At 62.7% G+C, this 24,609-nt stretch carries 27 protein-coding genes and 1 riboswitch; of the genes, 17 read left to right on the top strand and 10 right to left on the bottom strand.

Going from position 1 to position 24,609, the window contains the following annotated elements:
* Positions 1-13 precede the first annotated feature (13 nt).
* The 4 genes from NOX35_RS11595 to NOX35_RS11580 are packed head-to-tail and all read right to left on the bottom strand — an operon-like array spanning position 14 to position 4,119.
* Positions 14-802: an ABC transporter permease gene (locus NOX35_RS11595; protein WP_182286781.1), complete on the bottom strand. Its 789-nt coding sequence runs from the start codon at positions 800-802 to the stop codon at positions 14-16.
* On the bottom strand, positions 799-1,536 hold the full coding sequence (locus tag NOX35_RS11590) for an ABC transporter ATP-binding protein (RefSeq protein ID WP_232538255.1): 738 nt from the start codon (positions 1,534-1,536) through the stop codon (positions 799-801). The genes NOX35_RS11595 and NOX35_RS11590 overlap by 4 nt, the downstream gene beginning before the upstream one ends.
* A 25-nt stretch (positions 1,537-1,561) precedes the next feature.
* Positions 1,562-3,028, bottom strand: a complete 1,467-nt coding sequence (locus NOX35_RS11585; RefSeq protein ID WP_256496683.1) for an acyl-CoA reductase — start codon at positions 3,026-3,028, stop codon at positions 1,562-1,564.
* Complete coding sequence (locus NOX35_RS11580; RefSeq protein WP_182286778.1) at positions 3,025-4,119, bottom strand: long-chain fatty acid--CoA ligase; 1,095 nt, start codon at positions 4,117-4,119, stop codon at positions 3,025-3,027. Before NOX35_RS11580 ends, NOX35_RS11585 begins: the two co-directional genes overlap by 4 nt.
* Before the next feature lie 70 nt (positions 4,120-4,189).
* Positions 4,190-4,281, bottom strand: a riboswitch (TPP riboswitch).
* Between the two features lie 310 nt (positions 4,282-4,591).
* Between NOX35_RS11580 and NOX35_RS11575 the strand changes: the two genes are divergently transcribed.
* From NOX35_RS11575 to NOX35_RS11545, 7 genes are all read left to right on the top strand, one after another.
* Positions 4,592-6,727: a TonB-dependent receptor gene (locus tag NOX35_RS11575; RefSeq protein WP_256496682.1), complete on the top strand. Its 2,136-nt coding sequence runs from the start codon at positions 4,592-4,594 to the stop codon at positions 6,725-6,727.
* A 622-nt stretch (positions 6,728-7,349) separates the two neighbouring features.
* Positions 7,350-8,099: an energy-coupling factor ABC transporter ATP-binding protein gene (locus NOX35_RS11570; RefSeq protein WP_256496681.1), complete on the top strand. Its 750-nt coding sequence runs from the start codon at positions 7,350-7,352 to the stop codon at positions 8,097-8,099.
* On the top strand, positions 8,092-8,685 hold the full coding sequence (locus NOX35_RS11565; RefSeq protein ID WP_182286775.1) for an energy-coupling factor transporter transmembrane protein EcfT: 594 nt from the start codon (positions 8,092-8,094) through the stop codon (positions 8,683-8,685). Before NOX35_RS11570 ends, NOX35_RS11565 begins: the two co-directional genes overlap by 8 nt.
* A gap of 10 nt (positions 8,686-8,695) precedes the next feature.
* Entirely contained in the window at positions 8,696-9,289 is a 594-nt protein-coding gene (locus NOX35_RS11560; protein WP_256496680.1) for a biotin transporter BioY, read from the top strand.
* On the top strand, positions 9,286-10,797 hold the full coding sequence (locus NOX35_RS11555) for an AMP-binding protein (RefSeq protein WP_256496679.1): 1,512 nt from the start codon (positions 9,286-9,288) through the stop codon (positions 10,795-10,797). The genes NOX35_RS11560 and NOX35_RS11555 overlap by 4 nt, the downstream gene beginning before the upstream one ends.
* 5 nt (positions 10,798-10,802) lie before the next feature.
* Positions 10,803-12,026: an acetyl-CoA C-acyltransferase gene (locus NOX35_RS11550; RefSeq protein WP_256496678.1), complete on the top strand. Its 1,224-nt coding sequence runs from the start codon at positions 10,803-10,805 to the stop codon at positions 12,024-12,026.
* 25 nt (positions 12,027-12,051) lie between these two features.
* Positions 12,052-12,765 carry a nitroreductase gene (locus NOX35_RS11545; RefSeq protein ID WP_371878533.1) on the top strand — a complete coding sequence of 238 codons (714 nt, stop codon included), beginning with the start codon at positions 12,052-12,054 and terminating at the stop codon, positions 12,763-12,765.
* 219 nt (positions 12,766-12,984) lie between these two features.
* Here the strand turns inward: NOX35_RS11545 and NOX35_RS11540 are convergent, their stop codons facing one another.
* The 4 genes from NOX35_RS11540 to NOX35_RS11525 all read right to left on the bottom strand — a co-directional run bounded on the left by NOX35_RS11540 (position 12,985) and on the right by NOX35_RS11525 (position 16,156).
* Complete coding sequence (locus tag NOX35_RS11540) at positions 12,985-13,785, bottom strand: MetQ/NlpA family ABC transporter substrate-binding protein (protein ID WP_182286771.1); 801 nt, start codon at positions 13,783-13,785, stop codon at positions 12,985-12,987.
* 203 nt (positions 13,786-13,988) lie between these two features.
* Positions 13,989-14,297, bottom strand: coding sequence for a single-stranded DNA-binding protein (locus NOX35_RS11535; RefSeq protein WP_012838140.1), 309 nt, complete (start codon positions 14,295-14,297; stop codon positions 13,989-13,991).
* Positions 14,298-14,438: 141 nt separating this feature from the next.
* Entirely contained in the window at positions 14,439-15,104 is a 666-nt protein-coding gene (locus NOX35_RS11530) for a methionine ABC transporter permease (protein WP_003070061.1), read from the bottom strand.
* A 5-nt stretch (positions 15,105-15,109) separates the two neighbouring features.
* Positions 15,110-16,156 carry a methionine ABC transporter ATP-binding protein gene (locus tag NOX35_RS11525; RefSeq protein WP_256496677.1) on the bottom strand — a complete coding sequence of 349 codons (1,047 nt, stop codon included), beginning with the start codon at positions 16,154-16,156 and terminating at the stop codon, positions 15,110-15,112.
* A gap of 328 nt (positions 16,157-16,484) precedes the next feature.
* On the opposite strand from NOX35_RS11525, the gene NOX35_RS11520 reads away from it, so the two are divergent.
* The 5 genes from NOX35_RS11520 (at position 16,485) to NOX35_RS11500 (ending at position 18,389) form a co-directional block, all read left to right on the top strand.
* The gene (locus tag NOX35_RS11520; protein ID WP_182287179.1) at positions 16,485-16,895 is read left to right on the top strand and encodes a hypothetical protein; all 411 of its coding nucleotides are present in this window, start codon (positions 16,485-16,487) and stop codon (positions 16,893-16,895) included.
* A 45-nt stretch (positions 16,896-16,940) separates the two neighbouring features.
* Complete coding sequence (locus NOX35_RS11515; protein WP_256496676.1) at positions 16,941-17,198, top strand: DUF1254 domain-containing protein; 258 nt, start codon at positions 16,941-16,943, stop codon at positions 17,196-17,198.
* 64 nt (positions 17,199-17,262) lie between these two features.
* Entirely contained in the window at positions 17,263-17,466 is a 204-nt protein-coding gene (locus tag NOX35_RS11510) for a DUF1214 domain-containing protein (RefSeq protein WP_256496675.1), read from the top strand.
* 87 nt (positions 17,467-17,553) lie between these two features.
* Positions 17,554-17,937, top strand: a complete 384-nt coding sequence (locus NOX35_RS11505; RefSeq protein WP_256496674.1) for an MBL fold metallo-hydrolase — start codon at positions 17,554-17,556, stop codon at positions 17,935-17,937.
* 14 nt (positions 17,938-17,951) lie between these two features.
* On the top strand, positions 17,952-18,389 hold the full coding sequence (locus tag NOX35_RS11500) for a hypothetical protein (protein WP_256496673.1): 438 nt from the start codon (positions 17,952-17,954) through the stop codon (positions 18,387-18,389).
* Positions 18,390-18,629: 240 nt separating this feature from the next.
* Here NOX35_RS11500 and NOX35_RS11495 read toward each other — a convergent pair whose 3' ends face one another.
* Positions 18,630-19,535 (bottom strand): MBL fold metallo-hydrolase, encoded by a 906-nt coding sequence (locus NOX35_RS11495; protein WP_182286770.1) that lies wholly within the window; start codon positions 19,533-19,535, stop codon positions 18,630-18,632.
* 93 nt (positions 19,536-19,628) lie between these two features.
* On the opposite strand from NOX35_RS11495, the gene NOX35_RS11490 reads away from it, so the two are divergent.
* From NOX35_RS11490 to NOX35_RS11480, 3 genes are read left to right on the top strand one after another with little or no spacing between them, the layout of a single operon-like run.
* Entirely contained in the window at positions 19,629-19,973 is a 345-nt protein-coding gene (locus NOX35_RS11490) for a helix-turn-helix transcriptional regulator (RefSeq protein WP_256496672.1), read from the top strand.
* The gene (locus NOX35_RS11485) at positions 19,970-20,413 is read left to right on the top strand and encodes a YeeE/YedE family protein (RefSeq protein WP_256496671.1); all 444 of its coding nucleotides are present in this window, start codon (positions 19,970-19,972) and stop codon (positions 20,411-20,413) included. The genes NOX35_RS11490 and NOX35_RS11485 overlap by 4 nt, the downstream gene beginning before the upstream one ends.
* An 18-nt stretch (positions 20,414-20,431) precedes the next feature.
* On the top strand, positions 20,432-20,851 hold the full coding sequence (locus NOX35_RS11480) for a YeeE/YedE family protein (RefSeq protein WP_182286767.1): 420 nt from the start codon (positions 20,432-20,434) through the stop codon (positions 20,849-20,851).
* A 120-nt stretch (positions 20,852-20,971) separates the two neighbouring features.
* Here the strand turns inward: NOX35_RS11480 and NOX35_RS11475 are convergent, their stop codons facing one another.
* Entirely contained in the window at positions 20,972-21,892 is a 921-nt protein-coding gene (locus NOX35_RS11475; protein ID WP_256496670.1) for a LysR family transcriptional regulator, read from the bottom strand.
* A 177-nt stretch (positions 21,893-22,069) separates the two neighbouring features.
* On the opposite strand from NOX35_RS11475, the gene NOX35_RS11470 reads away from it, so the two are divergent.
* Both NOX35_RS11470 and NOX35_RS11465 read left to right on the top strand, forming a co-directional pair.
* Positions 22,070-22,741 carry an orotate phosphoribosyltransferase gene (locus NOX35_RS11470; RefSeq protein ID WP_256496669.1) on the top strand — a complete coding sequence of 224 codons (672 nt, stop codon included), beginning with the start codon at positions 22,070-22,072 and terminating at the stop codon, positions 22,739-22,741.
* Positions 22,738-23,994 carry a hydantoinase/carbamoylase family amidase gene (locus NOX35_RS11465; protein ID WP_256496668.1) on the top strand — a complete coding sequence of 419 codons (1,257 nt, stop codon included), beginning with the start codon at positions 22,738-22,740 and terminating at the stop codon, positions 23,992-23,994. Before NOX35_RS11470 ends, NOX35_RS11465 begins: the two co-directional genes overlap by 4 nt.
* Positions 23,995-24,609: the final 615 nt, after the last annotated feature.

Genomic DNA, 24,609 nt, shown 5'->3' with positions numbered 1-24,609 from the left:
TTTGAAGATGCAGTCAGGCCCGGTCGCCCGACTGCGAGGTTGAGAAGTGATGGGAGCGCAGCAAATAGCGCTCCAGAACAAGGCAGGCCTGATACAGCAGAAGGCCCATGGCGGCAATCAGCACCAGCGCCGCAAACATCAGCGTGGTGTCCATCATTCCCTGGGCAGCGATGACCACGGCGCCCAGGCCCTGGCTGGCACCCATGAACTCGGCCACCACGGCACCGACCAGCGCCAGCACGACGGCCACGCGCAGCCCGGCCAGGATCGCGGGCAGCCCGGTCGGCAGCTTCAGGCGCAGCAAGGTCTGCAGACGTGTAGCGCCCAGCATGCGAAACAGCTGCAGGCGCTGAGCATCCACCTGTCGCAGGCCCGTCAATGTGTTTTCCATCAATGGGAAAAAGCAGATCAGCGCCGTGATCAGCACCGTCGGCAACATGCCGAAGCCGAACCACAGCACAAACAATGGCGCCAGGGCCAGCTTGGGTACGACCTGGCTGACCACCACATAGGGCTTGAGCACGCGCTCCAGCAACTCGGACTCGGCCAGAGCCATGCCGGCCAGCAGGCCCACGGCACTGCCGACGAGCAGTCCCAGCAGCAAGGCCTGCAAGGTCGCCCAGAGATGCGGCCAGAAATAGCCGGATGCCAGACCCGACCACAGCGACAGCGCCACTGCCGAGGGTGCAGGCAACACCAGCGCCGACAAGCCAAATTGCCTCGCAGCCAGCTCCCACATTGCGATAACAGCTATCAAAAGCGAGGCAGATAGCCAGTGTGTTCTGTTCAGCAAGCCACTCATGCGCCACCCCGGTCCATGGATGCCCGAATGCGCGCGCAATAGTCGTTGAACGCCGCACCATGGCGCATGCTTTGCTGCCGCGGCTCTGGCAGCTCTATCGACCAATCGTCCACGATGCGGCCGCCATGCATGAGTGCAATGCGGTCGCCCAAATAGACGGCCTCGTTGATGTCATGGGTGACAAACAGCACCGTCGTGCCATGCCTATGGCAGGTGCGCAGCAAGTCGTCCTGCAGCTCGGCACGCGTGATGGCATCCAGTGCCGCAAAAGGCTCGTCGAGCAGCAGCAGCGGCGGCTCCAGAATCAGGGCTCGCGCCAGAGCCACGCGACTTTGCTGACCGCCCGAGAGCTGCCCCGGGTAAAGCCGGGCATGGGCGACAAGACCCAGTTGCTCCAGCAATTGCATGGCCGCCTGTTGATCCTGCTGCGTGGGTTTGCGCTGCAGCGACACGGGCAGCAGCACATTGTCGATCACCGTATGCCAATCCAGCAATGTCGGAGCCTGGAACATGAAGCCCAGTTGCGGCCCCGGCGCTGCCAGTTCGCTGCCGCGCAGCAAGACATGCCCCGACTGGGGCCTGATCAGGCCAGCCGCCAGCTTGAGCAGCGTGGTCTTGCCGCAGCCGCTGCGCCCCAGCAGGCAATGAAACTCTCCGGCCCCGACCTGCCAGTCCACGCCATCCACCACGGGCGCTCGTCCCGGGTAGCTGAATCGAGCCTGCTTGAACTCCATGAATGCCACGGCGGTTTCCACTCCCTCAGTCCGCATAAGAGGCCAGCGGCTGGGCCGCCAGTTCTGCCGACTGCTCGATCTCCGTCATGCGCACCAGATCCAGCAGGTTGAAGCGCCCGTCATGGTGCCAACCCGCCTCGGGCATGCTCATGGAGCCGATGGCGCTGATACGCGTGACGCCGGCCGCACCCAGCAGCCCGGCCAGGCGGTACAGCTCTTCGGGACCGGCCGCAATGCCGGCGGTCTGCAGATAGTCACGCTGAGCGGCCACCACGGGCAGCACGGCATCGAGCCGATCCACAGCCACCACGGCAATCGTGCGGTACAGCGCTGTCGGTGCCAGAGGCTGAAGACTCTCGCTGTAGGCCACGCTCCAAGGCGCATCCACAGGCCCCAGCAGTTGGTGAGCTTCACCGCCCCACTCCATGTTCTGCTGCCAGCGGGCCAGCGCCGCCCCTTCTTCCAGATCCAGCTCGCGGCGTGCGAATCGTCGCTGCAGATTGGCAAGCTCGGCCGCCAGATAGTCGGCAAAAGCACGCGGCGAGATCGGCGCTCCACTCTGTACATAGAACACATGGGGCGAGTAGCAGCCCTGCTGGTCGTAGCGCATCACGTCCCAGGCTGCCAGCCTTGCCATGGCCGGAGCCTTGAGCGTATCCAGCGCCTGCGCGCCGATCAGGCCAAAGCCCAGCTTGTGGCCATGGGGCAAAAAGCGCGTCGTCACGGGCAGGCGACGGCGCAGCGCATCCAGCGTCTGGTTGCCGCCATAGGCCAGCACCGTATCGGCCTGGGCATAGAGAGCGTCGGCCTCTTCGCCACCTGCACCGCGCCACCACACCACGGCCAGGCAATCGGCCAGCGGCGGGTGGACCTCGGCCAGCAAGCGCGCAAACCATCCCGCAAACAAGGGCTCGGCACTGGCCAGCTTGCCAATCGCAGGGGCCTTGACCAGCAAGCCACAGATCAGACTCCACAGTGACAGCGCAGGCACGTTGCCAGCCCAGCTATGCACCAGCAGATCCGGGCCGAAAGCACGTACGGCCCCGCCCTTGGCTGTCGGTTGAAAACCATCGAGTACTGCCGGATTGGCAAAATCCTCGGCCACAAAGCGCTTGAGCTGCGCCGCACGAAAGGTCTTGAAAAATCCTGTCAGCCCCAACCGCACCATATCGGCGTCATAGCCGCTGACCACGGGCAGCCAGGCTTCAGCCTGCTGGCGGTAGATATCGTTGCGATCCAGCAGACGGGCCATCGCACGATCGACGGCATCGATGATCTCGGCCACCGGCATGGGACGCAGATGGATGGCCGCAGCTGTACGCACACGACTGGCCAGTGCCTGCATCTGCGGCGCCGTCAGCACGGGAACGCAGACTTCCAGCCCCCGGCCGTTCCCAGACTTGAAGTCCAGCGTCTGCCACTGCACTTCATCATCGCCGAGGCCAGGCAGATAGCCAGCCCTGATGCGCTGTAGCTTGCGCTGCTCGCTCATGCGCCGGCAGCTTTCACAAACTCTTCAACCGCCAGCGAGCAGCCCTTGGCTGCGGCACCCTCGGCCCGCCCCAGCAGCAAAAAGCCGTCTTTTTCCTGCTGGCCGGCCCACAGGCCCACATCCTCGGTCAGGATGGTGGTCACCGCGTTGTAGTTGGCCAGATCGCAATGCACCAGAATGCCGCGCTCACCAGCTGCCACGTCCCTGCCGGTGATCGGCTCGACCAGACGCGAACGGATCCAGTGCGGACCGGACTTGACCGAAGGCAGCACCGCATTGCCATCGTCATAGAACTGGGTGCTCAGCTCCGTCATGCCATACATATTGATGCACAGACTGCGGGGCACGCCCAGCAGCTGGGAAAGCTCGGCATAGAACTGCTCGAGCGGCAGCTCGCGCGACTGCCCCTTGTAGCCACCCGTATCCAGCACGCGGCTGCCTGCGGGCAGGCGAAAGCTGCGGCCCTGCGCACGCAGGGCATCCATCACATGGACCAGGCTGAAGCTCGCGCCCAGCAGGGCAAAGGGCTGGCCGCTGCGCTCGGACTCTGCCAGCGCGGCACACAGGGCCGGCATGTCCAGCCCTTCCGAGTTCAGGTAGTAGCGGCTGCCGGCCGAACCGAATTCGGACCGGGCCAAGGCCAGATAGTGAGCCAGCGAGGAATTGGGCATGGCCTGCTCATCGGGAAACAGAATGCCCATGGACATGCGCTCCAGACCCTGCATGAAACGCCTGGAGAAATAGCGCTTCATGGACAGGTCGTAGACCTCGAGCTGCGGATGGAAATGACGTCCACGTGCGGCGCGGCCCGTGGTGCCGCTGGTCATGAATACGCGCTCGGCGGGCGACGGCGGCTCGCTGCGCAGTTCCATGGCCTTGAAGGCATCGATGGGCACGGCCGGAACATCGCGCCAGCTCCTGACATTGCGCAGCGTGGCGCCGCGTCGCTGGCAAAAGCTGCGAAACGGCGCATTGCATTCGTACTGGTAGGCGAAAAGGCGCAGGGCGAGTTGATTGAACTGGTCGTCGGTACAGTCATCCATTGCGATGAAAGCAAGCAGATCGGCGACCAGCGAAGCGGCCTTGTCCATGAAATTCCTTCGAGAGCGGGGACATCATGCTCCGAAGGCTTGCTGACCATGCGAGAACGCACTGCCCTGAGGTCAGCTTGCAAGCTCTTCTTCCGCCGGTATGAACCGGGTCAAGTTCGCGGGTGTAGATCTCAGCACTGGCGTGCACCCCGGAGCGCGGCGCCATCTTACCCCAACGGCATCGCTGCAAGGAGGCTGAGCTGCCGCATGAAAGTCGCGTCACTTGTAACCTGGGGTAAGGCTCCAGCAAGGACAAGAAGGACATCCAGGGCAAAAACATCAAAACACTGCTGCCCAAATACAATCGACCCAGCTCCGCAAGCTGTCTGAGACGCAACCTGCCGCGGCGCCGACAATGGTGCTGGTACGACATGCCTGAAAGCGCGGCATGTCGTGGCGATGGACGGCGTCAGCAAAGCTTGCAAGCCATCCAGGGCACTGAATGCCCGCCCCAAGTCCCAGAGATATTCACATGCATTTTTCGCGCCTTTGTCATCTGGCAGGCTGGCCTGTGGCCGCCGCCGGACTGCTGCTAACGGCACAGTCCGCAACAGCCCAGCAAGCCGCCGCCCAGCCGGACCTGCCCCAGTTGTCCGAAGTCACCGTGCGCAGCACCTTGCAGGAGTCCGCGCTTGAGCAGACCCCGGCATCCGTCACCGTGCTCGACGGCGAGCGCATGCGCGAGCGCAATCTGCAGGTCAATCTCTCGGAATCCCTGAGCGCAGCTCCGGGCCTGCAGCTGCAGAACCGCCAGAACTACGCGCAAGACCTGCAGCTGTCGATTCGCGGCTTTGGCGCGCGCTCCACTTTCGGCGTGCGCGGCATACAGATCTATGTGGGCGGCATCCCCTCCACCATGCCCGATGGCCAGGGCCAGACCAACAATATCGATATCGCCTCGCTGGAGCGCGTGGAAGTTCTGCGCGGCCCCTACTCCGCGCTCTACGGCAATGCCTCGGGCGGCGTGATCAATGCCTATACCGAACGCGGCGAGGGCGCGCCCTCGGTGGAAAGCAGCTTTGCGCTGGGCAGCGACGGCCAGAAGCGACTGGGCCTCAAGGCCAAGGGCGAAGCCAACGGGATTGGCTATGTGATCAGCGCCAGCCGCTTTCTGACCGACGGCTACCGTGCCCAGAACGCAGCGGACAAAAACCTGTTCAACGCCCGCATCGACGTCAAGCCTGACGAATACAGCCAATTGACCCTGGTGGCCAACCATGTGGACATCGATGCCAAGGACCCGGGCGGCATCAAACCCAGCGAGTGGGCCCTCAATCCAAAGGACGTCAACGCCAATGCGATCAAAATGAACTCGCGCAAAAGCGTGAAGCAGACCCAGGCCGGCCTGACCTATGAGCGCCAGCTGGACGGCGGCCAGGCGCTGCGCCTCATGGCCTATGCCGGTCAGCGCGAAATGATGCAGTTCCAGTCTGTCCCCCCCAGCAGCAAACTTGAGGACAAGTACAAAGGCGGGGTGATCGGCCTCAGGCGCGACTATGGCGGCATCGATGCGCGCTGGAGCGGCAAATACGAGCTGGGCAGCGGCAGCCTGAGCCTGATTGCCGGTCTGGCCGCCAATACCGTCAGGGAAGATCGCCAGGGCTACAAGAACTTTGTCGGCAGCCAGCTGGGCGTGGTCGGCGAGCTGGTGCGCGACGAGCGCAATACCCTCACCAGCATCGATCCCTATCTGCAAGCCTCCTGGGCCTTTGCACCGCACTGGAAGCTCGATGCCGGCCTGCGCTGGAGCAATGTGCAGTTCCAATCGCGCGACCATTTCCTGGCCGACAAGGACGATAGCGGCAATGCCGGATTCCATAGGCTTCTGCCGGTGGTTTCGCTGCAGCACGAACTCAATCAGGACACCAATATCTATGCCTCGCTGGGCCGCGGCATGGAAACACCGACCTTCAACGAGATCTCGTACCGCCCCGATCTGGTCGGCGGCCTGAACTTCGGCCTCAAGCCTGCGGTATCGACCAGTGCCGAGCTGGGCATCAAGCAGCGCTTCAATGTGGCCGGCCTGCGCGGCGACTGGTCTGCAGCGCTGTTCCAGACGAGCACCGACAATGAAATCGTGGTGGCCAGCAACGACAACGGCCGCACCTCTTATCAGAACGCCGGCAAGACACGCCGCCGCGGCATGGAGCTGAGCGGCAGCACCTGGCTGACGCCCCAGCTGCGACTGAACGGCGCGCTGACGCTACTCGACGCCAGCCTGCGCAGCGGTTACTGCGACAGCAAGGGCCAGGACTGCATTCCCGCCGGCAACCGCATTGCCGGCGCGGCCAGAAATCTGGGCTATCTGGGGCTGGAATGGCTTCCCGCCACCGACTGGCGTGTGGGCCTGGACTGGCGTCATGTGGGCCGTATTGCCGCCAACGACAAAAACCAGGTCTATGCCCCCAGCTACAACGTGGCCAGCCTGAGCGTTGGCTACACCCGGCGTCTGGGCGCCTGGAAGCTCAGTGCTTTTGCCCGCGTCGACAATCTGGCGGACAAGAACTATGTGGGCTCGGTCATCGTCAACGAAGGCAACGGACGTTATTACGAGCCGGCCCCGGGGCGCCAATGGATGGCCGGAACCAGCCTCAGCTACCAGTTCTAGGCATGTCATCCGGCTTTGCCGGACAGCAGCAAGCGGGCCCTGTGCCCGCTTTTTTCATGTCCGGACAGATCAAAGACGATTTTTTTCAGAAAAATATTTGCTGCCTGCAAACTGCCTGCCTAAGCCCGAAAGCCGCCAATTCCGCGCCGATTTTCCGGCCTGGCGGCAGACGCCTGCAACAAGCTGGGGCTCGTCAGCCATGCAAGCCACGTCAAAACAGGGCTATCCACGGCCAACCGCATGAATCTTCAAGCCTGCTCCCATGAAAATTGAACGAAGTTAGCCGCTGAAACAGGAAAGAACAGCACACAGAACTCCTTCACTATGCAACACGCTGCCATCAGGCATGCAACTGCCACGAAATGCAGGGCAAACGGCAACCGGTGCCGATCCCCGGCAAAGAAATCATTTCTTATAGGAAATTCACCTGAAAAGAGCTCAGATGGCAGTCTTTTGAAAGCAAATTCACAGCGCTAGAATCCGCCACCAACGCTGCCTCGCATGTTTGAAGCCGGGGCAGGTTTCAGATTCGTCCCCGTATGTCAGCCCTTTTCGTTTCTTGCCATCCACATTCCAGCCCGGCGTCTTGCAGCCCTGCCCTTGCCGCAGCAGGAGCGGGTGCATGAGCGACGGTTTGCAAAGCCCTAACCAACAGGGCGTGCAGTTGGTCGATATCCGGTTGCAGCGTGGCCAGACCCAGGTGTTTGACGGCCTGAACCTAAGCCTGACGCAAAAGCGCATCGGCGTGATAGGCAACAACGGCGCGGGCAAATCCAGCCTGTTCCGCCTGCTTTGCGGACTTGAGCTGCCTCAAGCCGGACAGGTATTGGTGGACGGCATGCCCTTGCTGCAGGCGCGCCAGCACAAGCCCGGCCTGATCGGCCTGATGTTCCAGAACCCGGACGACCAGATCATCTTCCCCACCGTGGAGGAAGAACTGGCGCTGGGACTGCGTCCCCAGGGCCTGAACAAGCAACAGGCCAGAGCCTGGGCGCGCGAGTTGCTGGCCGCGCGCGGCCTGGCCCACTGGGCCGAGCGTGCTGTCACCAGTCTGAGCCAGGGCCAGCGCCAGCAGGTATGCTGGCTCTCGCTGCTGATTGCCGCGCCGCAACTGCTGCTGCTGGACGAGCCCTTCGCCAGCCTGGACCTGCCCGGTCAGGCCCGCCTGGCCCAGGATATTGCCACCGCACCTCAACAGGTGCTGGTCTCCACCCATGTGCTCGACCATGTGCGCGACTTTGAGCGTGTGATCTGGCTGGAGCAAGGCCGACTGCGTGGCGACGGCCCGGGCCGCGACATCTGCAGCGCCTACGAGACCTCAGTGCGGGAGCTGTTGCTGAAGAAAAGCGCGCACGGAGACCTGCATGGGTAGCCTCTATAGCGAAGTTGCGACCTGGCTGCATCGCTGGTCGGCCGGCTTCAAGCTCTTGCTGCTGGCGGTCTTTGGCACGCTGCTGTTCCTGATAGCCAACCCCTGGGTGCTGGCGGGCTGCGGCGCGGCCTGCCTGATGCTCTGGATATCGCTGGGCCAGGCCACGCAGGTGGCGCGCCGGCTGATGCGCTCGGTCATCGTCGCGGCGCTGCTGGTGGCGGGTTTTCATGTCTTCATGGGCAACCCTGTGCTGGCAGCCCTCGGCAGTCTGCGGCTGGTCTGCGCCTCGACCCTGGGTATTGCGCTGACCATCACCACACGCCCCAGCGATCTGGTCGAGGTACTGGAATGGCTGCTGGCCCCGCTGGCCCGCCTGGGCATCCCCACCGAGCGCGTGGCCATGCAGCTTGCACTCATGCTGCGCTTTACCGAACATTTCTTTGTGCAATGGACAAAGCTGGACGAGGCATACCGCCTGCGCACCGGCAAAAGCGGCGGCCTGCGCCTGATTGCACCGCTGACGATTCATATGCTGCAGGCCACGCGCCGTGTAGCCGACGCCCTCTGGGCAAGACTGGGTTTCTAGGAGATCGTTGATGACTACCACTCCCTCTCACACCGTATCGCGCGGCGGCGCACGCTCCATGGCTCAGGTATCTCTGTTCGCGGCGCTGATGGCCGTGATGGGCCTGATTCCCAAGATCGACCTGCCGCTCGGCGTGCCCATCACCATCCAATCGCTGGGCGTGATGCTGGCAGGCGTCATGCTCGGGCCCTGGCGCGGCCTGCAGGCCATGGCGCTGTTTCTCGCGGCCGTGGCCGTGGGCCTGCCCCTGCTGTCTGGCGGCCGCGGCGGCATCGGCGTCTTCATGGCACCGTCTGCCGGCTATCTGGTCGGCTATATGCTGGCCGCAGGCATTACTGGCGCCATCATGGCCGCCCTGCCGCAGAGCACGCCGCGTCGCACGGCGCTGAGTGCGTTCATCGCCTCCTTGATTGGCGGCCTGCTGTGCCTGCATGCCTTTGGCGTGCTGGGCCTGATGCTGGTCGCCAAGATGAGCCTGAGTCAGGCCTTTGCCGTGACGCTGGCCTTTGTGCCCGGCGACTTCATCAAATGTGTTCTCTGCGCCATCATCGTCCACACTGTGGCGCGCGGAATGCCTGACTGGCGCTTTGGCGGTCGCCGGTGAACGCGCTGTCCACAGCAGCGCCGCTGCAGGGCTTGTGGCAGCTGGTGCATGGCCCGCTGGCCCATTGGGCGCAGCACCGGCCCGATGCGGTGGCATTGCAGAGTGAGGCCGATTCCTGGACCTTTGGCAGGCTGAATGCGGAGGTCGAGCAGCGCTCGGCACGTCTGGTCGCGCAACGCGCACCGCAAATGTTGCTGCTGGACGCCAGCCGCTCCACGTTGGAGCGACTGGTGGACTTTCTGGCCGTGATCCACAGCGGCCGCTGCGCGGCTGTCGCTGACCCCGACTGGCAACCGGCCGTGCGCCAGCGCATTGAAAGCTGGCTGCCCAAGCAGCCCTGCGAACTGGAATCGGCAGCACCGACAGCCGCCTTCTATACCGGCTTTACCTCGGGCAGCACCGGCCTGCCCAAGGGCTTCAAGCGCCATCACCTCTCGTGGACGGAGAGCTTTCGCGTCGGCCTGCAGGATTTCGGCCCCGTCGTCGCCCAGCGCACGCTGGCACCGGGGCGCATCTCGCACTCGCTGTTTCTGTTCGGGGCCATGCAAGGCATCTGGTATGGCTGCGGCGCCGTCATGCAGGAGAAGTTCTCGGCCTCGCGCTGTCTTGCAACCCTGGCTCGCGGCGATACCCCCTGTCTTGTCGCCGTGCCCAGCCAGTTGCTGCTGATGCTGCAATGGGCAGAACATCGACAGCTCGCACCGATTCCCGAGGTCGAGCTGATCACCATCAGCGGCGCGCGCTGGATGCGTGCCCACACGCCGGCGCTGCGCGCCCTGTTCCCCAAGGCCCGCATCATCGAGTTCTATGGCGCCTCCGAGGCCAGTTTTGTGGCCTGGATGGATGCCGACGAAGCCAGCGGCCCGCAGGCCGTGGGCAGACCGTTCAGCAATGTGGAGCTATCCATTCGCCCCACCGGCAGCGATGCCCCAGAAAATGCGCTGGCCGAGCATGGCACCAGCCACGCCAGCGACGGCCTGATCTATATCCGCAGCCCCATGCTGTTCATGGACTATGTGGGCGACGCCCATGACGCCACGGCCGTGCTGCGCGATGGCGACTGGCTGTCCGTGCGCGACATGGGCCATATCGACGAACGCGGCATGCTGTGCCTGGCAGGCCGCCAGAGCCGCATGATCGTCACCCAGGGCAAGAACCTGTTTCCCGAGGAAGTGGAGAACCTGCTGGCCAGCCACCCGGCGATTGCCCAGGTCTCGCTGCACGGCCAGGCCGATGCGCTGCGCGGCCTGCAGGTACACGCGGTGCTGCAATGGAGGCCGCAGACCGAGACGCCTTCGGCCCTGGAGCTGAACCAGTGGCTGCGTGAGCGCACCGAAGCCTTCAAGGTGCCCCGCCAGTGGTGGATCTGCGAGCACTGGCCGCAGACAGCCAGCGGCAAGACCGACCACAACCAGCTGGCCCAGGCCCTGCGCACCCGGATGACAGCGCCTGCCGATGCTGGCATATCCCCTGCCCAGTTCCCCGCATTGCGGCCGTGGCAGAGTTGAGGCCCATGCCAAGCAAGTCCCCCATCATTGCCTGGGCCCGCAGCCCGGTGGCTCCGATAGGCTCGGCCCTGGCCCGGCTCAGTCCCCATGAACTGGGCCGGCCGCTGCTGCTGTCACTGCTGCAGCAAAGCGGCTTGCCGGCCCATGCCGTGGACGCGGTCGTCATCGGCAACGCCCTGGGCGCCGGCGGCAACCCGGCGCGCATGCTGGCACTGGCCTCCGGCCTGCCCGACAGTTGCGCCGCACACACCATCGATACCCAGTGCTGCTCGGGCCTGGATGCGGTGGCCATGGCAGTGGGTCTGCTGCAATCGGGTCAGGCCGAGGTGGTGATTGCCGGCGGCATCGAGGCCTGGAGCCGCGCCCCCATTCGCCAGACCCGCCCGCTGCACCCCGGCGAGCAAGCCCAGGGCTACGAGCGCCCGCCATTTGCCCCCGATCCCGAGCGCGACCCCGATATGTTGCAATCGGCGGCCGACTATGCGCTCACGCATGGCTTCAGCCGCAGCCAGCAGGAGCAGTATGCGCTGCTGAGTCACAGACGGGCCCTGGCCGCCCAGGCGCTGCTCGCCCCTGAAATCGTGCCTGTGGCCGGGCTTGCGGCCGACGCCTATCCGCGCGCGCTGCAGCCCGCACGTGCCGCGCGCATGCCGGTGGCGGCCCGGGGCTGCAGCCAGACCGCCAGTCCCGGCGATATCGCCGCCCATGCGCTCAGTGCGCTGACCATTTCGGCCAAGGCCGATGGCGCGGCCCTGCTTTTGCTGGCCACGCCCGAGGCCTGCGCCCGCTGGAATCTGCAGCCCCGCGCACAATGGCTGGCCAGCGCCAGCGTGGGTGCCGCGCCGGAAACACCGTTGCTGGCCGCCATTGCCGCAGCGCAGATGGCGCTGGCCCGAGGCAGCCATGCACTGGCGAAGCCGCGCAAACCACCATTGCTGGCGCGAGAGCTGTCAGTCATCGAACTGCATGACGCCTTTGCCGTGCAAGGCCTGGCCTTTTGCGCCGCCATGGGCCTTGAGCCCGAGCAAATCAACAGCGCGGGCGGCGGCCTGGCGCGCGGCCACCCGATCGGTGCCTCAGGCGCGATTGCGCTGGTGCGCTGCCTGGCTCAGCTCCAGCTTCAGGCCCGCTCATCGACAACCGGCACCGCGCTCGGTCTGGCGGCCATTGCCGGAGCCGGCGGCATCGGCGCAGCAACCCTGGTGCAATGGCTGCAAGCCGCTCCCTGAATTCATTTTTGATAGCTACTACCTCATGTCCAGCAACGGTTCAGCCGCCACAACACTTGAAAGCGCCGACTTGCCCGCAGGCATGGCGCTGATGCAGCAGCGCCGCTCCACACGTGCTTTCCTGCCCGATGCCGTGCCTGATGCGCTGCTGCAGCAGTTGCTGCTGACGGCGCGCCAGGCGCCCAGCGGCGGCAATCTGCAACCAGGCCAGCTGATTGCGGTACGCGGCAAGCTGCGCGAGCAGCTGACTGCGGCCCTGCTGCAGGACGTTGAAAGCCAGGTGCCCGAATGCGAGGACTACGCCTACTTTCCACGTCCCATGCCCATGCAGCTGCGCAAGCGCCAGGTGGCTTCGGCCCAGGCGCTTTACGGCGCACTGGGCGTGGCGCGCGACGACCGCGCGGGGCGCGAAGCACAGTTTGCGCGCAACTACCGCTTCTTCGATGCGCCCGTGGCGCTGGTCGTCACCATCGACGCCCATTACGGTCCCGGCGGCTATATGGATCTGGGCATGATGCTCTACGGCCTGCAGCTGGCTGCCGCCGCCATGGGCCTGGGCAGCTGCGCCATCGGTGCCCTGGCCTCGTACCCGGCCACCGTGCGCCGCGTGCTGGGTCTGGCCGAAAACAAGCACATCGTCTGCGGCCTGGCCCTGGGATGGCCCGACGAGACCGCTCCCGTCAACCAGACCCAGACCACTCGTGCAGCGCTGGCTGAATGGTTTCAGGTCATGGAATAAGCAAAAAACAATAGCTGCCAGCGCCAGTGATTAAATGGTTTTCCATAGAAAGAAGCGAAAATCAATGTGCAGCCAGCGCATGCAGCTATCAACAAGAGAGCAAAAAAGCGCTGCAGGTGCAGCGCTTAGTTCCATGCCCTCAGTCAGGCATGCCCCATCAAAGAGACAGCCAGCAAGCGCCGCCGCGCAGCAATGCTGTCGTCCCCTCAGGGGGAGCTTCTAGAACGCCGGGAAGACCGAGCCCTTGAATTCCTTGTCGATGAACTGGCGCACCTCATCGGAGTGATAGGACTTGATCAGCTGGGCGACCCAGGGCTGATTCTTGTCGGCATCGCGCACCACCATGATGTTCACATAGGGGTTCTTGGCCGACTCCAGTGCAATCGCATCCTTCTTGGGGTTCAGACCAGCCGAGATCGCGAAGTTGGTGTTGACGGTGGAGGCATCCAGATCGTCCAGCGAACGTGGCAATTGGGCCGCATCCAGCTCGACGAACTTGAGCTTCTTGGGGTTGGACACCACATCCAGGGGCGTCGCCTTCAGGCCAGCACCCTCCTTGAGCTTGATCAGACCCTGGGCCTGCAGCAGCAGCAGCGCGCGGCCGCCATTGGTGGGGTCATTGGGGAGGCCGAACTTGGCGCCGGTGGGGAGTTCGGACAAAGCCTTGATCTTCTTGGAGTAGATGCCGATGGGGAAATTCACCGTATCGGCCACCCAGCTGATCTTGTAGCCACGATCCTTGAGCTGAGCATCCAGATAGGGGCGGTGCTGGTAGCTGTTGGCATCCAGGTCGCCTGCAGCCAGCGCCGCATTGGGCTGGACATAGTCGCCGAACTCGATGACCTTGAGGTTCAAACCATTCTTGGCAGCAACTTTTTTGACCACTTCCATGATCTGCGCGTGGGGGCCGGCGGTCACGCCGATTTTGATGGTCTTGTCCTGGGCCTGGGCGGCAAAACCCAAGGTGGCCGCTGCAGCCACGGCCAATGTGGTGCGCAAAAGCGAGCGCTTGTTCAACATGCAGATTCCTTGTGCGGAAGATTGAGAGTGGCTAAGACTGTAGCGTCAGTTTCATGTGGCGGAGCGCTGTTTCTTAGACAGATTGCTCAGATGCAAACTACAGATTGACAATGCAAGCCGTAACGTCTTGCATGCGGCAACCCAAGCACCCACAAAAAAGCCCGCTCCTTCACGGTGGCGGGCTTGTCTGCGTGCGCAGGCTGTCAAAGATCGGACATCGTAGGGGCTGCCAGCACTTGCTGGGCCACCACGTCGAGCACAGCATGGGACTCGTCTTGCCTGTCGATCCAGACCTTGGGCGTGAAACTGCCACGCAAGGCAATCGCATCGCCTTCGGAAAGGCTGCGCAGCACGGCGCAAGGTGCGTTGTCGAAAGCGACGATATTCACGGGAATCGAGGAGCCGTCGCCTGCATTGGCTCGCATGCGGGCCACCATATAGGGGCGGCGGTTTCGGTCTACGCGACTCTCGGGGATGCCGGTCAGTCGGCCGGTAATCAAACCATCCATCATTTGCTGTTATCTACCCAGAAAAAATCATGGCCGCCCTTGAGCAAGAGCGGCCTTTCAAAAAATCTTGAACCTGCATTTTAGGGCGGCGCCTGTTTCCAGGCAGCAACCCTTTTCTTAATTTTTTGTAATGTACGGCACGGCTCAGCGATGGCTCAGACGGCGCACGGCCCAGTCGCCCAGGCTTTGAATGGCTTGCACAAAGAAGATAAGGATGATCACCACGACCAGCATCACGTCGGGCAAGAAGCGCTGGTAGCCGTAGCGAATACCCAGGTCGCCCAGGCCACCACCGCCGATGGCGCCTGCCATGGCCGAGTAGCCGGTCAGGCTGACGAAGCTGATGGTCAGACCTGCGACGATGCCAGGCAGCGCCTCGGGCAGCAGCACCTTCCAGACGATCTGGCCGGTGGTCGCGCCCATGGATTGGGCCGCTTCGATCAGACCGCCATCGACCTCTCGCAAGGCGGTTTCCACCAGCCGGGCCACAAAAGGCGCTGCAGCAATCGTCAACGGCACCACGGCCGCCCAGGTACCGATGGAGGAACCCGTGATCAGACGCGTCAGCGGAATGATGGCCACCAGCAAGATGATGAAGGGGGTGGAGCGCAGCGCATTCACGATCCAGCCCACGACCTTGTTGGCCGGGCCGTTCTGCAAGATGCCGCCATGGTCGGTCAGGCGCAGGAAGACGCCCAGCGGAATACCGATCAGACCGCCAATCAGGCCCGAGACGCCAACCATGATCAGCGTCTCCCAGAAGGAATCCAGCAACAGCTGGAGCATCATTTCCGAAAAATTCTCAAACATCGCTCTCAATCCTTGCTGGACACGATCTGCACTTGCACACCGCTGGCACGCAGGTGCTCCACGGCAGCATCAATCTTGGCTGCCTCGCCGCTGGCATAGACAGCCAGCGAACCAAAGGTCTGCTCCTGAATCTCGTCGATCTGGCCGTGCAGAATCGACAGGTCCAGACCCAGTTCGCGAATCAGGTGGGACAAAATGGGCCGATAGGCGCTCTCGCCCGCATAGGACAGGCGCAGCAGCTGGCCTTGCTGGCCGGCCTGCAACTGTGCGGCCAGCTGGTTCACGCGCGTCATCACCGACTCGGGCAGTTGCTGGGGCACGATTTCGTCGATCAGGCTCTTGGTGATCGTCTTCTGAGGGCGGGTGAAGACATCAATCACAGGCCCCAGTTCGGCAATCTCGCCACCGTCGATCACGGCCACGCGGTCGGCGATCTGCTTGATCACCAGCATCTGGTGGGTGATCAGCACCACGGTCACGCCCAGCTCGCGGTTGACCTTGCGCAGCAGATCCAGAATCGAGCGTGTGGTTTCGGGGTCCAGTGCCGAAGTGGCTTCGTCGCTCAGCAGGACCTTGGGGTTGCTGGCCAGCGCCCGGGCAATGCCCACGCGCTGCTTCTGGCCGCCGGAAATCTGGGCCGGATAGCGGTCGGCCAGATGATCGAGGCCCACCAGTTCCAGCAGCGGCGTCACGCGCTGGTATATCTCGTCCTTGGAAATACCGGCCAGCTCCAGCGGCAGGGCCACGTTGTCATACACGGTGCGGGACGACAGCAGATTGAAGTGCTGGAACACCATGCCGATATCGCGGCGCGCGGCGCGCAGCTCGCCATCGGACAGCTGCATGAGGTCCCGTCCGTTGACGATGACCTTGCCTTCTGTGGGGCGGTTGAGCAGATTCAGGCAACGCACCAGCGAGCTTTTGCCCGCGCCGGAGCGGCCGATGATGCCGAACACCTCGCCCGAAGCGATTTCCAGATTGATGCCACGCAAGGCGTGCACCGGGCCCTTGGGGCCTTGGTATGTCAGGGATAAATCCCGAATTTCTATCATGAAGAATATCGCGAATTACGCATGAATAATGCGCTTGACGCTATAAAAAGTGATTGTTCCCATCCCGGCTGCAGCGCTGCCGGGAAGCGGGCAATGCAGGCCTTCGTTCTGGTAGGTGCGGGCAGATCAGGCCACCCTACTTTTAGTAGTAACCCTCAATAATGCCTGAGTCTAGGCAAACCTGAGAGCAACTGGGACAAGTGAATTCACTTATGGCGCCGCTAGCAAGCCAGCAAACGCAGGCCTTGCCCGGGCCTGTCCCCACTGGCGGCAAGGCCTTGCAGGCCTTAGCATGCTTGCATCTGCCCCTGGTTTTCTCTGCCTCCCTATGCAGCCGCCCCCTCTGCCCATCCGTGTTGAATGCCCACCCGGCGCCTGCGACTGCCGACGTGAGCAGCTGCTTGGCACGCCGGACGCGGATCTGCGCATTCTGCAGCTCACGCGCGAGGAAGAGAAAAAGCTGCTGCAGCGCCTGGAAAGCATCAGCAGCCTGGTCGATCTCGAGCATATGCAGCAGCGCATTCACGCGCTCTTGGGCCTGGAGATACGCATCACCCCCGGCAACAACGAGGTGCGCACCATGCGCGGCATCCAGATCGATCTCGGCGATATGCCCGGTCTATGCCGTAAAACGCGTCAGAGCATCCCCGCCGCGATCCGCAAGGGGCTGGAGCGCAGGCCCGAGATTGCCTGGGCCCTGCTGGATGCGCATGACCTGTTTGGCATGCCCGGCAGCTGAGCCAAGCGCCGGCAACGCCCGACAGCAAAGCAGACTCTTCGCCAGATGGCCCTGGTCGGCCCGTACTGGAGCGGCCAGATCTCGCAGGTCGACCAGATAGTGCGAGCGCCTACGCGTGATGTCTACCTGAATCTGCGGGTGCTGGTCACCGGCGAAGACGGCCTCAAGGCCGCCCACGCTGTTCAGGACGGCTTTCGCATAGCGCCGGTGCTCCCAACGGCCGAGGACAGTCCGCGTCTCAAGCCCCGAGCCCTGGACTGGAGCCGCTTTGTCGTTCTGGTCCATCTCTCTATGAATTCGTGAACGGAGGCCAATATCTGGTGGACAACCCATCAACCGCTACTTCATTGGCGACCGCACCAAGGGCATGAAGTTCAACGCCGACGGCTGCCTCGACATCTGGTTGCAGCCCACAGACCCGGGCCCTGAAAAGCGTGCCAACTGGCTGCCCACGCCCGAGAAGAACCTGTTCTATCTGATGGCCAGTGCCTACCAGCCCTGGCCAGAGGTGCGGGATGCTTCATGGATTCTGGACCCCGTGCAACGGATCAACGCCCAATCAATGCAGTGATGGCACACATGAAAAAATATCTCAGATCTCCCGATACGCTTTTGTCACGGCCCTGGCATTGAGCTGTCGTATGCAGCAGCCAACAGCATGTACAGCCGAACCGGCCAGAGCGCCATTGCAGATGCCCGAGCCAAGCTCCAAGTCAAGGCCGTGGCTTCACGCACCTGGCTGCTGCGCCTTCCCATCGTCAATGTGGTGGTCTTCGAGACCGATGAAGGCCTGGTTCTGGTCGATAACGGCTATGCACCTGCCGGTCCCGCGCTGGCAGAAACGCTGAAGAAGCTTAGCAACAAGCCGCTGCACACCATCATCCTCACGCATTTCCATGCCGACCATGCCTTCGGCGCCTGGGCGCTGACGGACCAGAAACCGCGTGTAGCAACCGAGCAGCGCTTCATCACTCAGATGGAGCTGGACATGCGCAGCAACGGTCTGATCGCGCACAACAACCAGCGACCACTCCCACCATAGGCGGCGAAGACTTTGTGCTGCCCCATGCGCGCGGCGAGACCGAAGACCAGATCTGGGTCTCTGTACCCGGTCGCGGCATTGTGGCCAGTGCCGATTACTTCCAGGACTTTTTGCCCAATGCGGGAAATGGCAAGCGCCGCCGGTGCTACCCCGAGGAGTGGGCTCAAGCTCTGCGCGACATGGCTGCGCTCAAGCCCCGGCTGCTTCTGCCCGCCCATGATCCAGCCATGACCAGGCCCGAGGAAACTCAGGACCGACAGCCCACCCAGGCCCAGTTGCTGGATAGCATCTCCAAGCAAGTGGTGGCTGGCCTGAACAGCGGCGAGCGCCGCGATCTGGTGATTGACAAAATCACACTGCCGCCGGAGCTGGCCCGGCGAAGCGATGCGCGCGAGCTTTATGTCCCGGCCAAGCACATCGACCGAATGGTGGTCAGCGAGCACAACGGCTGATGGGACCATATTCCATCGCACAGGCGCCCGACGCCCCTGGCCAATAAGGCGTATGCAGACAGCGATGACCTCGAGGTGCCTCAAGGCGCACTGAAGGTCTGTTCCACGCGTGTTGCGAAGCCTCTGCACAAGCAGGAAGTGCCGGTCTATGCCGAGCACATGGTGAGCCTGCAGCTCAAGCTCAATAAGCTGGACAGCACACACGCGGCCAGTGCCAGTCAGAGCAGCACAGTGCATCAGTCACTGCAGTAGACCCTGCGGCAGCTGCCCACTCTTGGCAAAGGCATTGATGGGCAGCTGAATATAGGTACGGCCATCGTCCTGTGCAGGCGGCAGCTTGCCGGCACGCACATTGACCTGCACCGAGGGCAGAATCAGCGTGGGCATCTCCAGCGTGGCATCGCGTGCGGTGCGCATCTGCACAAACTCCGTCTCGCTGATGCCATCACTCACATGGATGTTGCAGTCGCGCTGGGCCTGCACCGTGGTCTGCCATTGCGGCTTGCGCCCAGCCGGCGGGTAGTCGTGGCAGACCCAAATGCGGGTCTGCCCAGGTAGTTCCAGGATGCGCCGAATCGAACGATAGAGCGTCGCCGCATCGCCGCCAGGAAAGTCGGCACGTGCCGTGCCCACATCGGGCATGAACAGGGTGTCGCCCACAAACACGGCATCCTCCACTCGATAGGCCATATCGGCCGGAGTATGGCCGGGCACATGCATGGCCAGCAACTCCAACTGGCCCAGCGGCAGACGTTCGCCATCCTGCACCAGATGGTCGAACTGGCTGCCGTCAGGCAAGAAACCGCGCTCGAAGTGATAGATCTTGCGAAACACGGCCTGCACATCGCGAATATGGGCTCCGATCGCCACCTTGCCGCCCAGATGGTGACGAATATGCTGGGCCGCGGAAAGATGATCCGCATGAGCGTGAGTTTCCAGAATCCACTGCAGCTGCCAGCCATTGCTTCGCACATAGTCAATCAGCTTGTCCGCGGAGCAACTGCTCAAGGTGCCGGATTTGGGCTCGAAATCCAGCACCGGGTCAATCACTGCGGCCTGACCACTGCTCGTATCGGCCAGAACATAGCTCACGGTACCGGTAGCTGCATCAAAAAATGGCTCGATATGCATCATATTGGCTGACATGGTGACTCCTGAAACGATGTGCCCGAAACACCGCAGCACAGCAATTAATTTACTTTTTTATATAATATATGAAAATATTTTGAAAGTGAAACAGTGAGCTCATCAACCTTTGACGAAGCACAGGCCACGCTGGATTTGCATGCCATGCGAACCCATGCAGGCAAAGCTGTGGCCATGCTCAAGCTACTCGGCAATGAAGACCGACTGCTGCTGCTGTGCCAGCTCTCCCTACAGGAGCGCACCGTGGGCGAGTTGGAGCGACTGACAGGCGTGTCCCAGCCTACCTTGTCCCAGCAATTGGGCATTTTGCGGCGTGAGGGTCTGGTCACCACCCGCCGCGAAGGCAAATTCATCTGGTATCAGTTGGCCGATGCCCGCGCCCTGCAGCTGATGCAAACCCTGTATCAATTGTTCTGCCAACCAGGAGAGACAGCATGAATATCTTATGGAGTGAATTTACGCCCTGGACATCTCTGATCGGCGGCCTGCTGATTGGTCTGTCCGCTGCCCTGCTCATTGCCTTGCTCGGTCGCGTGGCCGGCATCAGCGGCATTGCCGGTGCATTGCTGCAGTTGCCGACCTGGTCCTCTGTCAGACAATGGGGCTGGCGCCTGGCATTCATAGTGGGCATGGTTGCAGCGCCGTTGGTCTGGTCGCTGTTTGCCCCGCTGCCAGCAATGCAGCGGCCTTCCAGCCCGGCCATCATCATTGCCGCCGGGCTGCTGGTGGGCTTCGGCACGCGCATGAGTTCGGGTTGCACGAGCGGCCACGGCGTGTGCGGTCTTTCACGCCTGTCGCCGCGCTCTCTGGCCGCTACGGCGACCTTTATCGCCACGGGCGCGATCACCGTGTTCGTGATGCGCCATGTCATTGCCTGAGTCAGCAAGGAGAACATCATGATCATCAATATTGCAGCCTTGCTCTGCGGCCTGGTGTTTGGCCTCGGTCTGATTCTTTCGGGCATGGGCAACCCCACCAAGGTGCAGAACTTTCTGGATTTTTCCGGTCAATGGGATCCTTCGCTGGGCTTCGTCATGGGCGGAGCCATCGCCGTAGGCCTGATTGCCTTCAGCTGGGCCAAGCGCCGCAAGACCGCTTTGCTGGGCGAGCCCATGCAACTGCCCACCAGCACCGTCATTGATCGCAAGCTGCTGACAGGCTCAGCCCTGTTTGGCATAGGCTGGGGACTGGCAGGTTTTTGCCCCGGCCCGGCGCTGATGAATCTGGCGACCCTCACACCGCAAGTCTGGCTGTTTGTCGCCGCCATGCTGGCTGGCATGTGGGCGCAGCATCTGTGGACGGCAAAAAATAGCTGAGATCTGGCGGCGATCCGCTCGGGAGGCACTCAGCAACCAAGCCCCCTGGACCGTGCAAGCCGCCTGCGCCACTTATCCATGGCTGCAGCGCCCCTAGCGCTTCATGAAACCCGCCCTGCCTCACTCTTTCGGCATCAGTGCCTGTGCAAAATGTCTGGCTGGCGCAGTCAGGTCGGCAAAGCTATTGGCATACAGCTTGAGGCTGCGCTCTGCCCAGGCATCGGTCAACGGCACCGCATGCAGAGCGCGAGCCTCGCCCAGTCTCTGGTACGCGCCTTCGGGCATGACGCCTACGCCCAGCCCGCATTCGATCATTCGGCACATGGCACTCAGGCTGTCGACCTCGATGCGCTGGCGCAGCATACGTCGGCCGGCGCGGGCTTCCTGATTGAGCACCTCCTGAACGATGCTGCTGTCGCGCAAACCGATCTGGGCGTAGTCCAGTGCTTCTTCATAGGCCAGCTGCTGATGCCGGGCCAGAGCGTGGTCATTGGGCATGATCAGTACCATGCGTTCATGCCGGTACGGCATGGACTCTAGGCCCTCGACTTCGTCGCTGGGACTGCAGACCCCCAGATCAGCCATGTGATCGCGCACAGCGCGCGCTACCGAGCGACTGGTTGCCTGACGCAGATCGATGCGGATGTCGGGATGATGCTTCACGAAGACAGCAATATCCTCGGGCAAGAACTGTTCCACTGCGGAGGCATTGGCACTGAGGCGCACCAGCCCGCGTACGCCCCGCGCATATTCGCCAAGGTCGTCACGCAGGTGTTCGACACCCAGAAGAATCGTGCGCGCATGCGCCAGCAGCAACTCTCCGGCGGGGGTCGGGCGCACCCCGCGGGCATGGCGCAGCAGCAAGGGAGTGCAGGCCAGGGATTCCAGTTCGGCAACACGCTTGCTGACCGCCGAGGCGACCATGCCGCCCTGCTCGGCCGCCCGCGCAATACTGCCATGTTCGCAGATCAGCACGAACAAATCCAGCGATGCAAGATCTATCTGGCGCAGAAAACTGCGCGGCGAAGTGAAGTCGGACATGGGACGATGACAAACAGGCGCACGGAAGCGCAGCCAGGGATTTCAGCCAGGACGCAGCGGTCAAAACCCAGACCCGCAGCTCAAGCCATCACGTTTTGGAACGGCTCAAGGAATTTTAGCCACTTCTTGCCGCAAGCCTGCCTACTTAACATGCCCACTTTGCCAACACACACGCTCATGCTTCTTTCCGCTTCCGACGCGCCACGCGTTGCCCAGGTCCTGGTCGGCCTCGGCGCTGTACGCATTGCTTCGCATCAACCGTTCATCTACACCTCGGGCTGGGCCAGCCCGGTCTATGTGGATGCCCAGGTCCTGATGTCCGATGTCGCTCTGCGCAGCGAAATCATGGACATCGCGGCCCGACGCATGCGACCACTGATTGCCGCCAGCGGCATCAATGCCATCGTGGGAACCGAAAGCTCGGGCATTGCCTTTGCGGCATGGCTGGCCGAGCGACTGGAGCTGCCCATGCTCTATCTGCGCAAGCGCCCTGTCGGCTGGGACATCACCGCTCAGCTCGAAGGCCGCCTGCCTGCCGATGCCAAGGTACTGCTGGTCGATGACGTCACCACCGACGGTCGCTCCAAGGCCGGGACGGTTGCCGCCCTGCGCCGCGCCGGTCCCGTTGTCGAGGACGTGCTGGTTCTGCTCGACTATGCGCTCTATGCCCCCCAGGCTGGCACCCTGGCCGATCACGCATTGTCCCTGCATGCTCTGGCGACCTGGAATCAGCTGCATGAAGCGCTGCTGGCGAGCGGACAGCTCAGTGACGAGCAAAAGGCCACGCTGGCGGACTTCTCGGCCTCGCCTGTGGACTGGTCCATCCGACATGGAGGTAGCGGAGCATGATGGCCTGCAACACCATGACGGATACCAGCGCACTGGCGCAAGCCCTGCTCTCTGAAATCCGCGAGGCCACCCGTGACGGCCTGGGCGTCACCCGTGAAAGCTATGGCGAAGGCGAGACTGCTGCGCTGCGCATACTTGAGGAGCGGGCCGAAGATCTGGGCCTGAATCATGAATGGGATCGAGCCGGCAACCTGTGGCTTAGCCTGCCAGAGGAAAACCGGACGGAACCCTACGTCGTGGTTGGCTCGCATGCCGACTCCGTGCCACAGGGCGGCAACTTCGACGGACTGGCAGGCATTGTCGCCGGCATGCTGATGCTGCTTCAGCTGCGCGGTCGCCACGAACAGGCCCCACCGCTGCGCGTGCTGGCCCTGCGCGGCGAGGAAAGCGCATGGTACGGCAAGGCCTATCTGGGTTCTCTGTCCCTGCTGGGCAAGCTGCCAGCCGCCACCTTGAAACGCCCTCACCGAGATGGCGCAGGCATCCTCAGCGAAGCCATGTCGCGCTGCGGCGCCGATGTCGATGCCATTCAGCACGCCGAGCCGCTGCTCGATCTTGCGAATGTCTCAGCCTATCTGGAACTGCATATCGAGCAGGGACCGGTCATGGTCAATCGCGACTGGCCAGTGGCCCTGGTCACAGGCATCCGCGGCAACGTCCGCCACAACCTGATCCGTTGCATCGGCGAAACCGGCCACTCGGGCGCCGTGCCGCGCTGGCTGCGCAAGGATGCCTTGCTGGCAGTTGCCGAGCTGTTGTCGCGCATGGACGAGCATTGGCGCGTGCTGCTGCAGATGGGTATGGACATGGTAATGACCACGGGCATCTGCTCCACCTCGGCACAATCGCATGCCGTTTCCGTCATTCCCGGCGAAGTGGCATTCAGCTTTGAGGTGCGCAGCCAGGACACGCAGACCCTGGAGCGCTTCTATACCCTGATGCGTGAAGAGTGCCAGGCCATAGAGCGCGCCCGCAGCGTGCGTTTCGAATTCGACGAGCGCCTGTTCACGGAGCCTGCCACCATGGATGCGGGTTGGCTGAACCGCCTGGAAGCAGCCGCTGCCCAGAACATGAAACTGGAGCGCATGGCAAGCGGTGCCGGCCATGATGCAGCAGTGTTCGCCAATGCAGGCGTGCCATCGGCCATGGTCTTCATTCGCAACGAAAATGGCTCTCACAATCCGCATGAGGCCATGGACATCGGCGACTTCCTGGCAGGAGTCGATCTGCTGACCCGCGCGCTGATTGCCTGAACCCTGCCCGGTCCGGGCGGGCACAGCGATCACGCCACAAGCAAGAGGTGAGCAACTCCGAGCCCAAGGCTCTGGTGTGAAAAGCGAATGACCCGTGTTATGGCATCCTGCCCGGAATGGGGGTCCAGTGCAGCTCTCAGACTCAGTGTTTTAGCCTCTACCTGAGCACCAACGCCTGAGAGAGCAAAGAAAAATGCCATCCGTGGCCTTGACCAACAAAAAGCACGCATCCTTAAGGCGCTCACAGCAAATGGGCGTACTTATAAGGCGCCCGATATCAGCGAACGCCCTAGACACCAAGCTCTGCCTCAGCCTAAGACTGGCACTTCAACATGCCGGTCGTGAAATCAAAGACGCAATAGAGAGCTCAGATCAACAGCAGGCAAGCTCGGCTGTTGCGCGGCAATTCGAAAGACACCACATAATTTGCATGGAGCCCTGTTGCGCAGCTTGTTCTTGAGACGCACGCCCCGTGCCTGACTCCGTCTGTAGATATGCAGTCTGCTACTCGTCTCAAGCCCTTGATTATCTTGGCAAACTGGTCAGCCCAAACAGGTCGGCCCCAAGTTACCTATCAGCGCTTGCATTGATGGAAGCTCCCATAATGCAACGATG

This window comes from Comamonas sp. C11 (assembly GCF_024496285.1).
Taxonomy (GTDB): Bacteria; Pseudomonadota; Gammaproteobacteria; order Burkholderiales; family Burkholderiaceae_C; genus Comamonas; species Comamonas testosteroni_F.
This window is presented reverse-complemented; position numbering and strand designations above follow the sequence as displayed.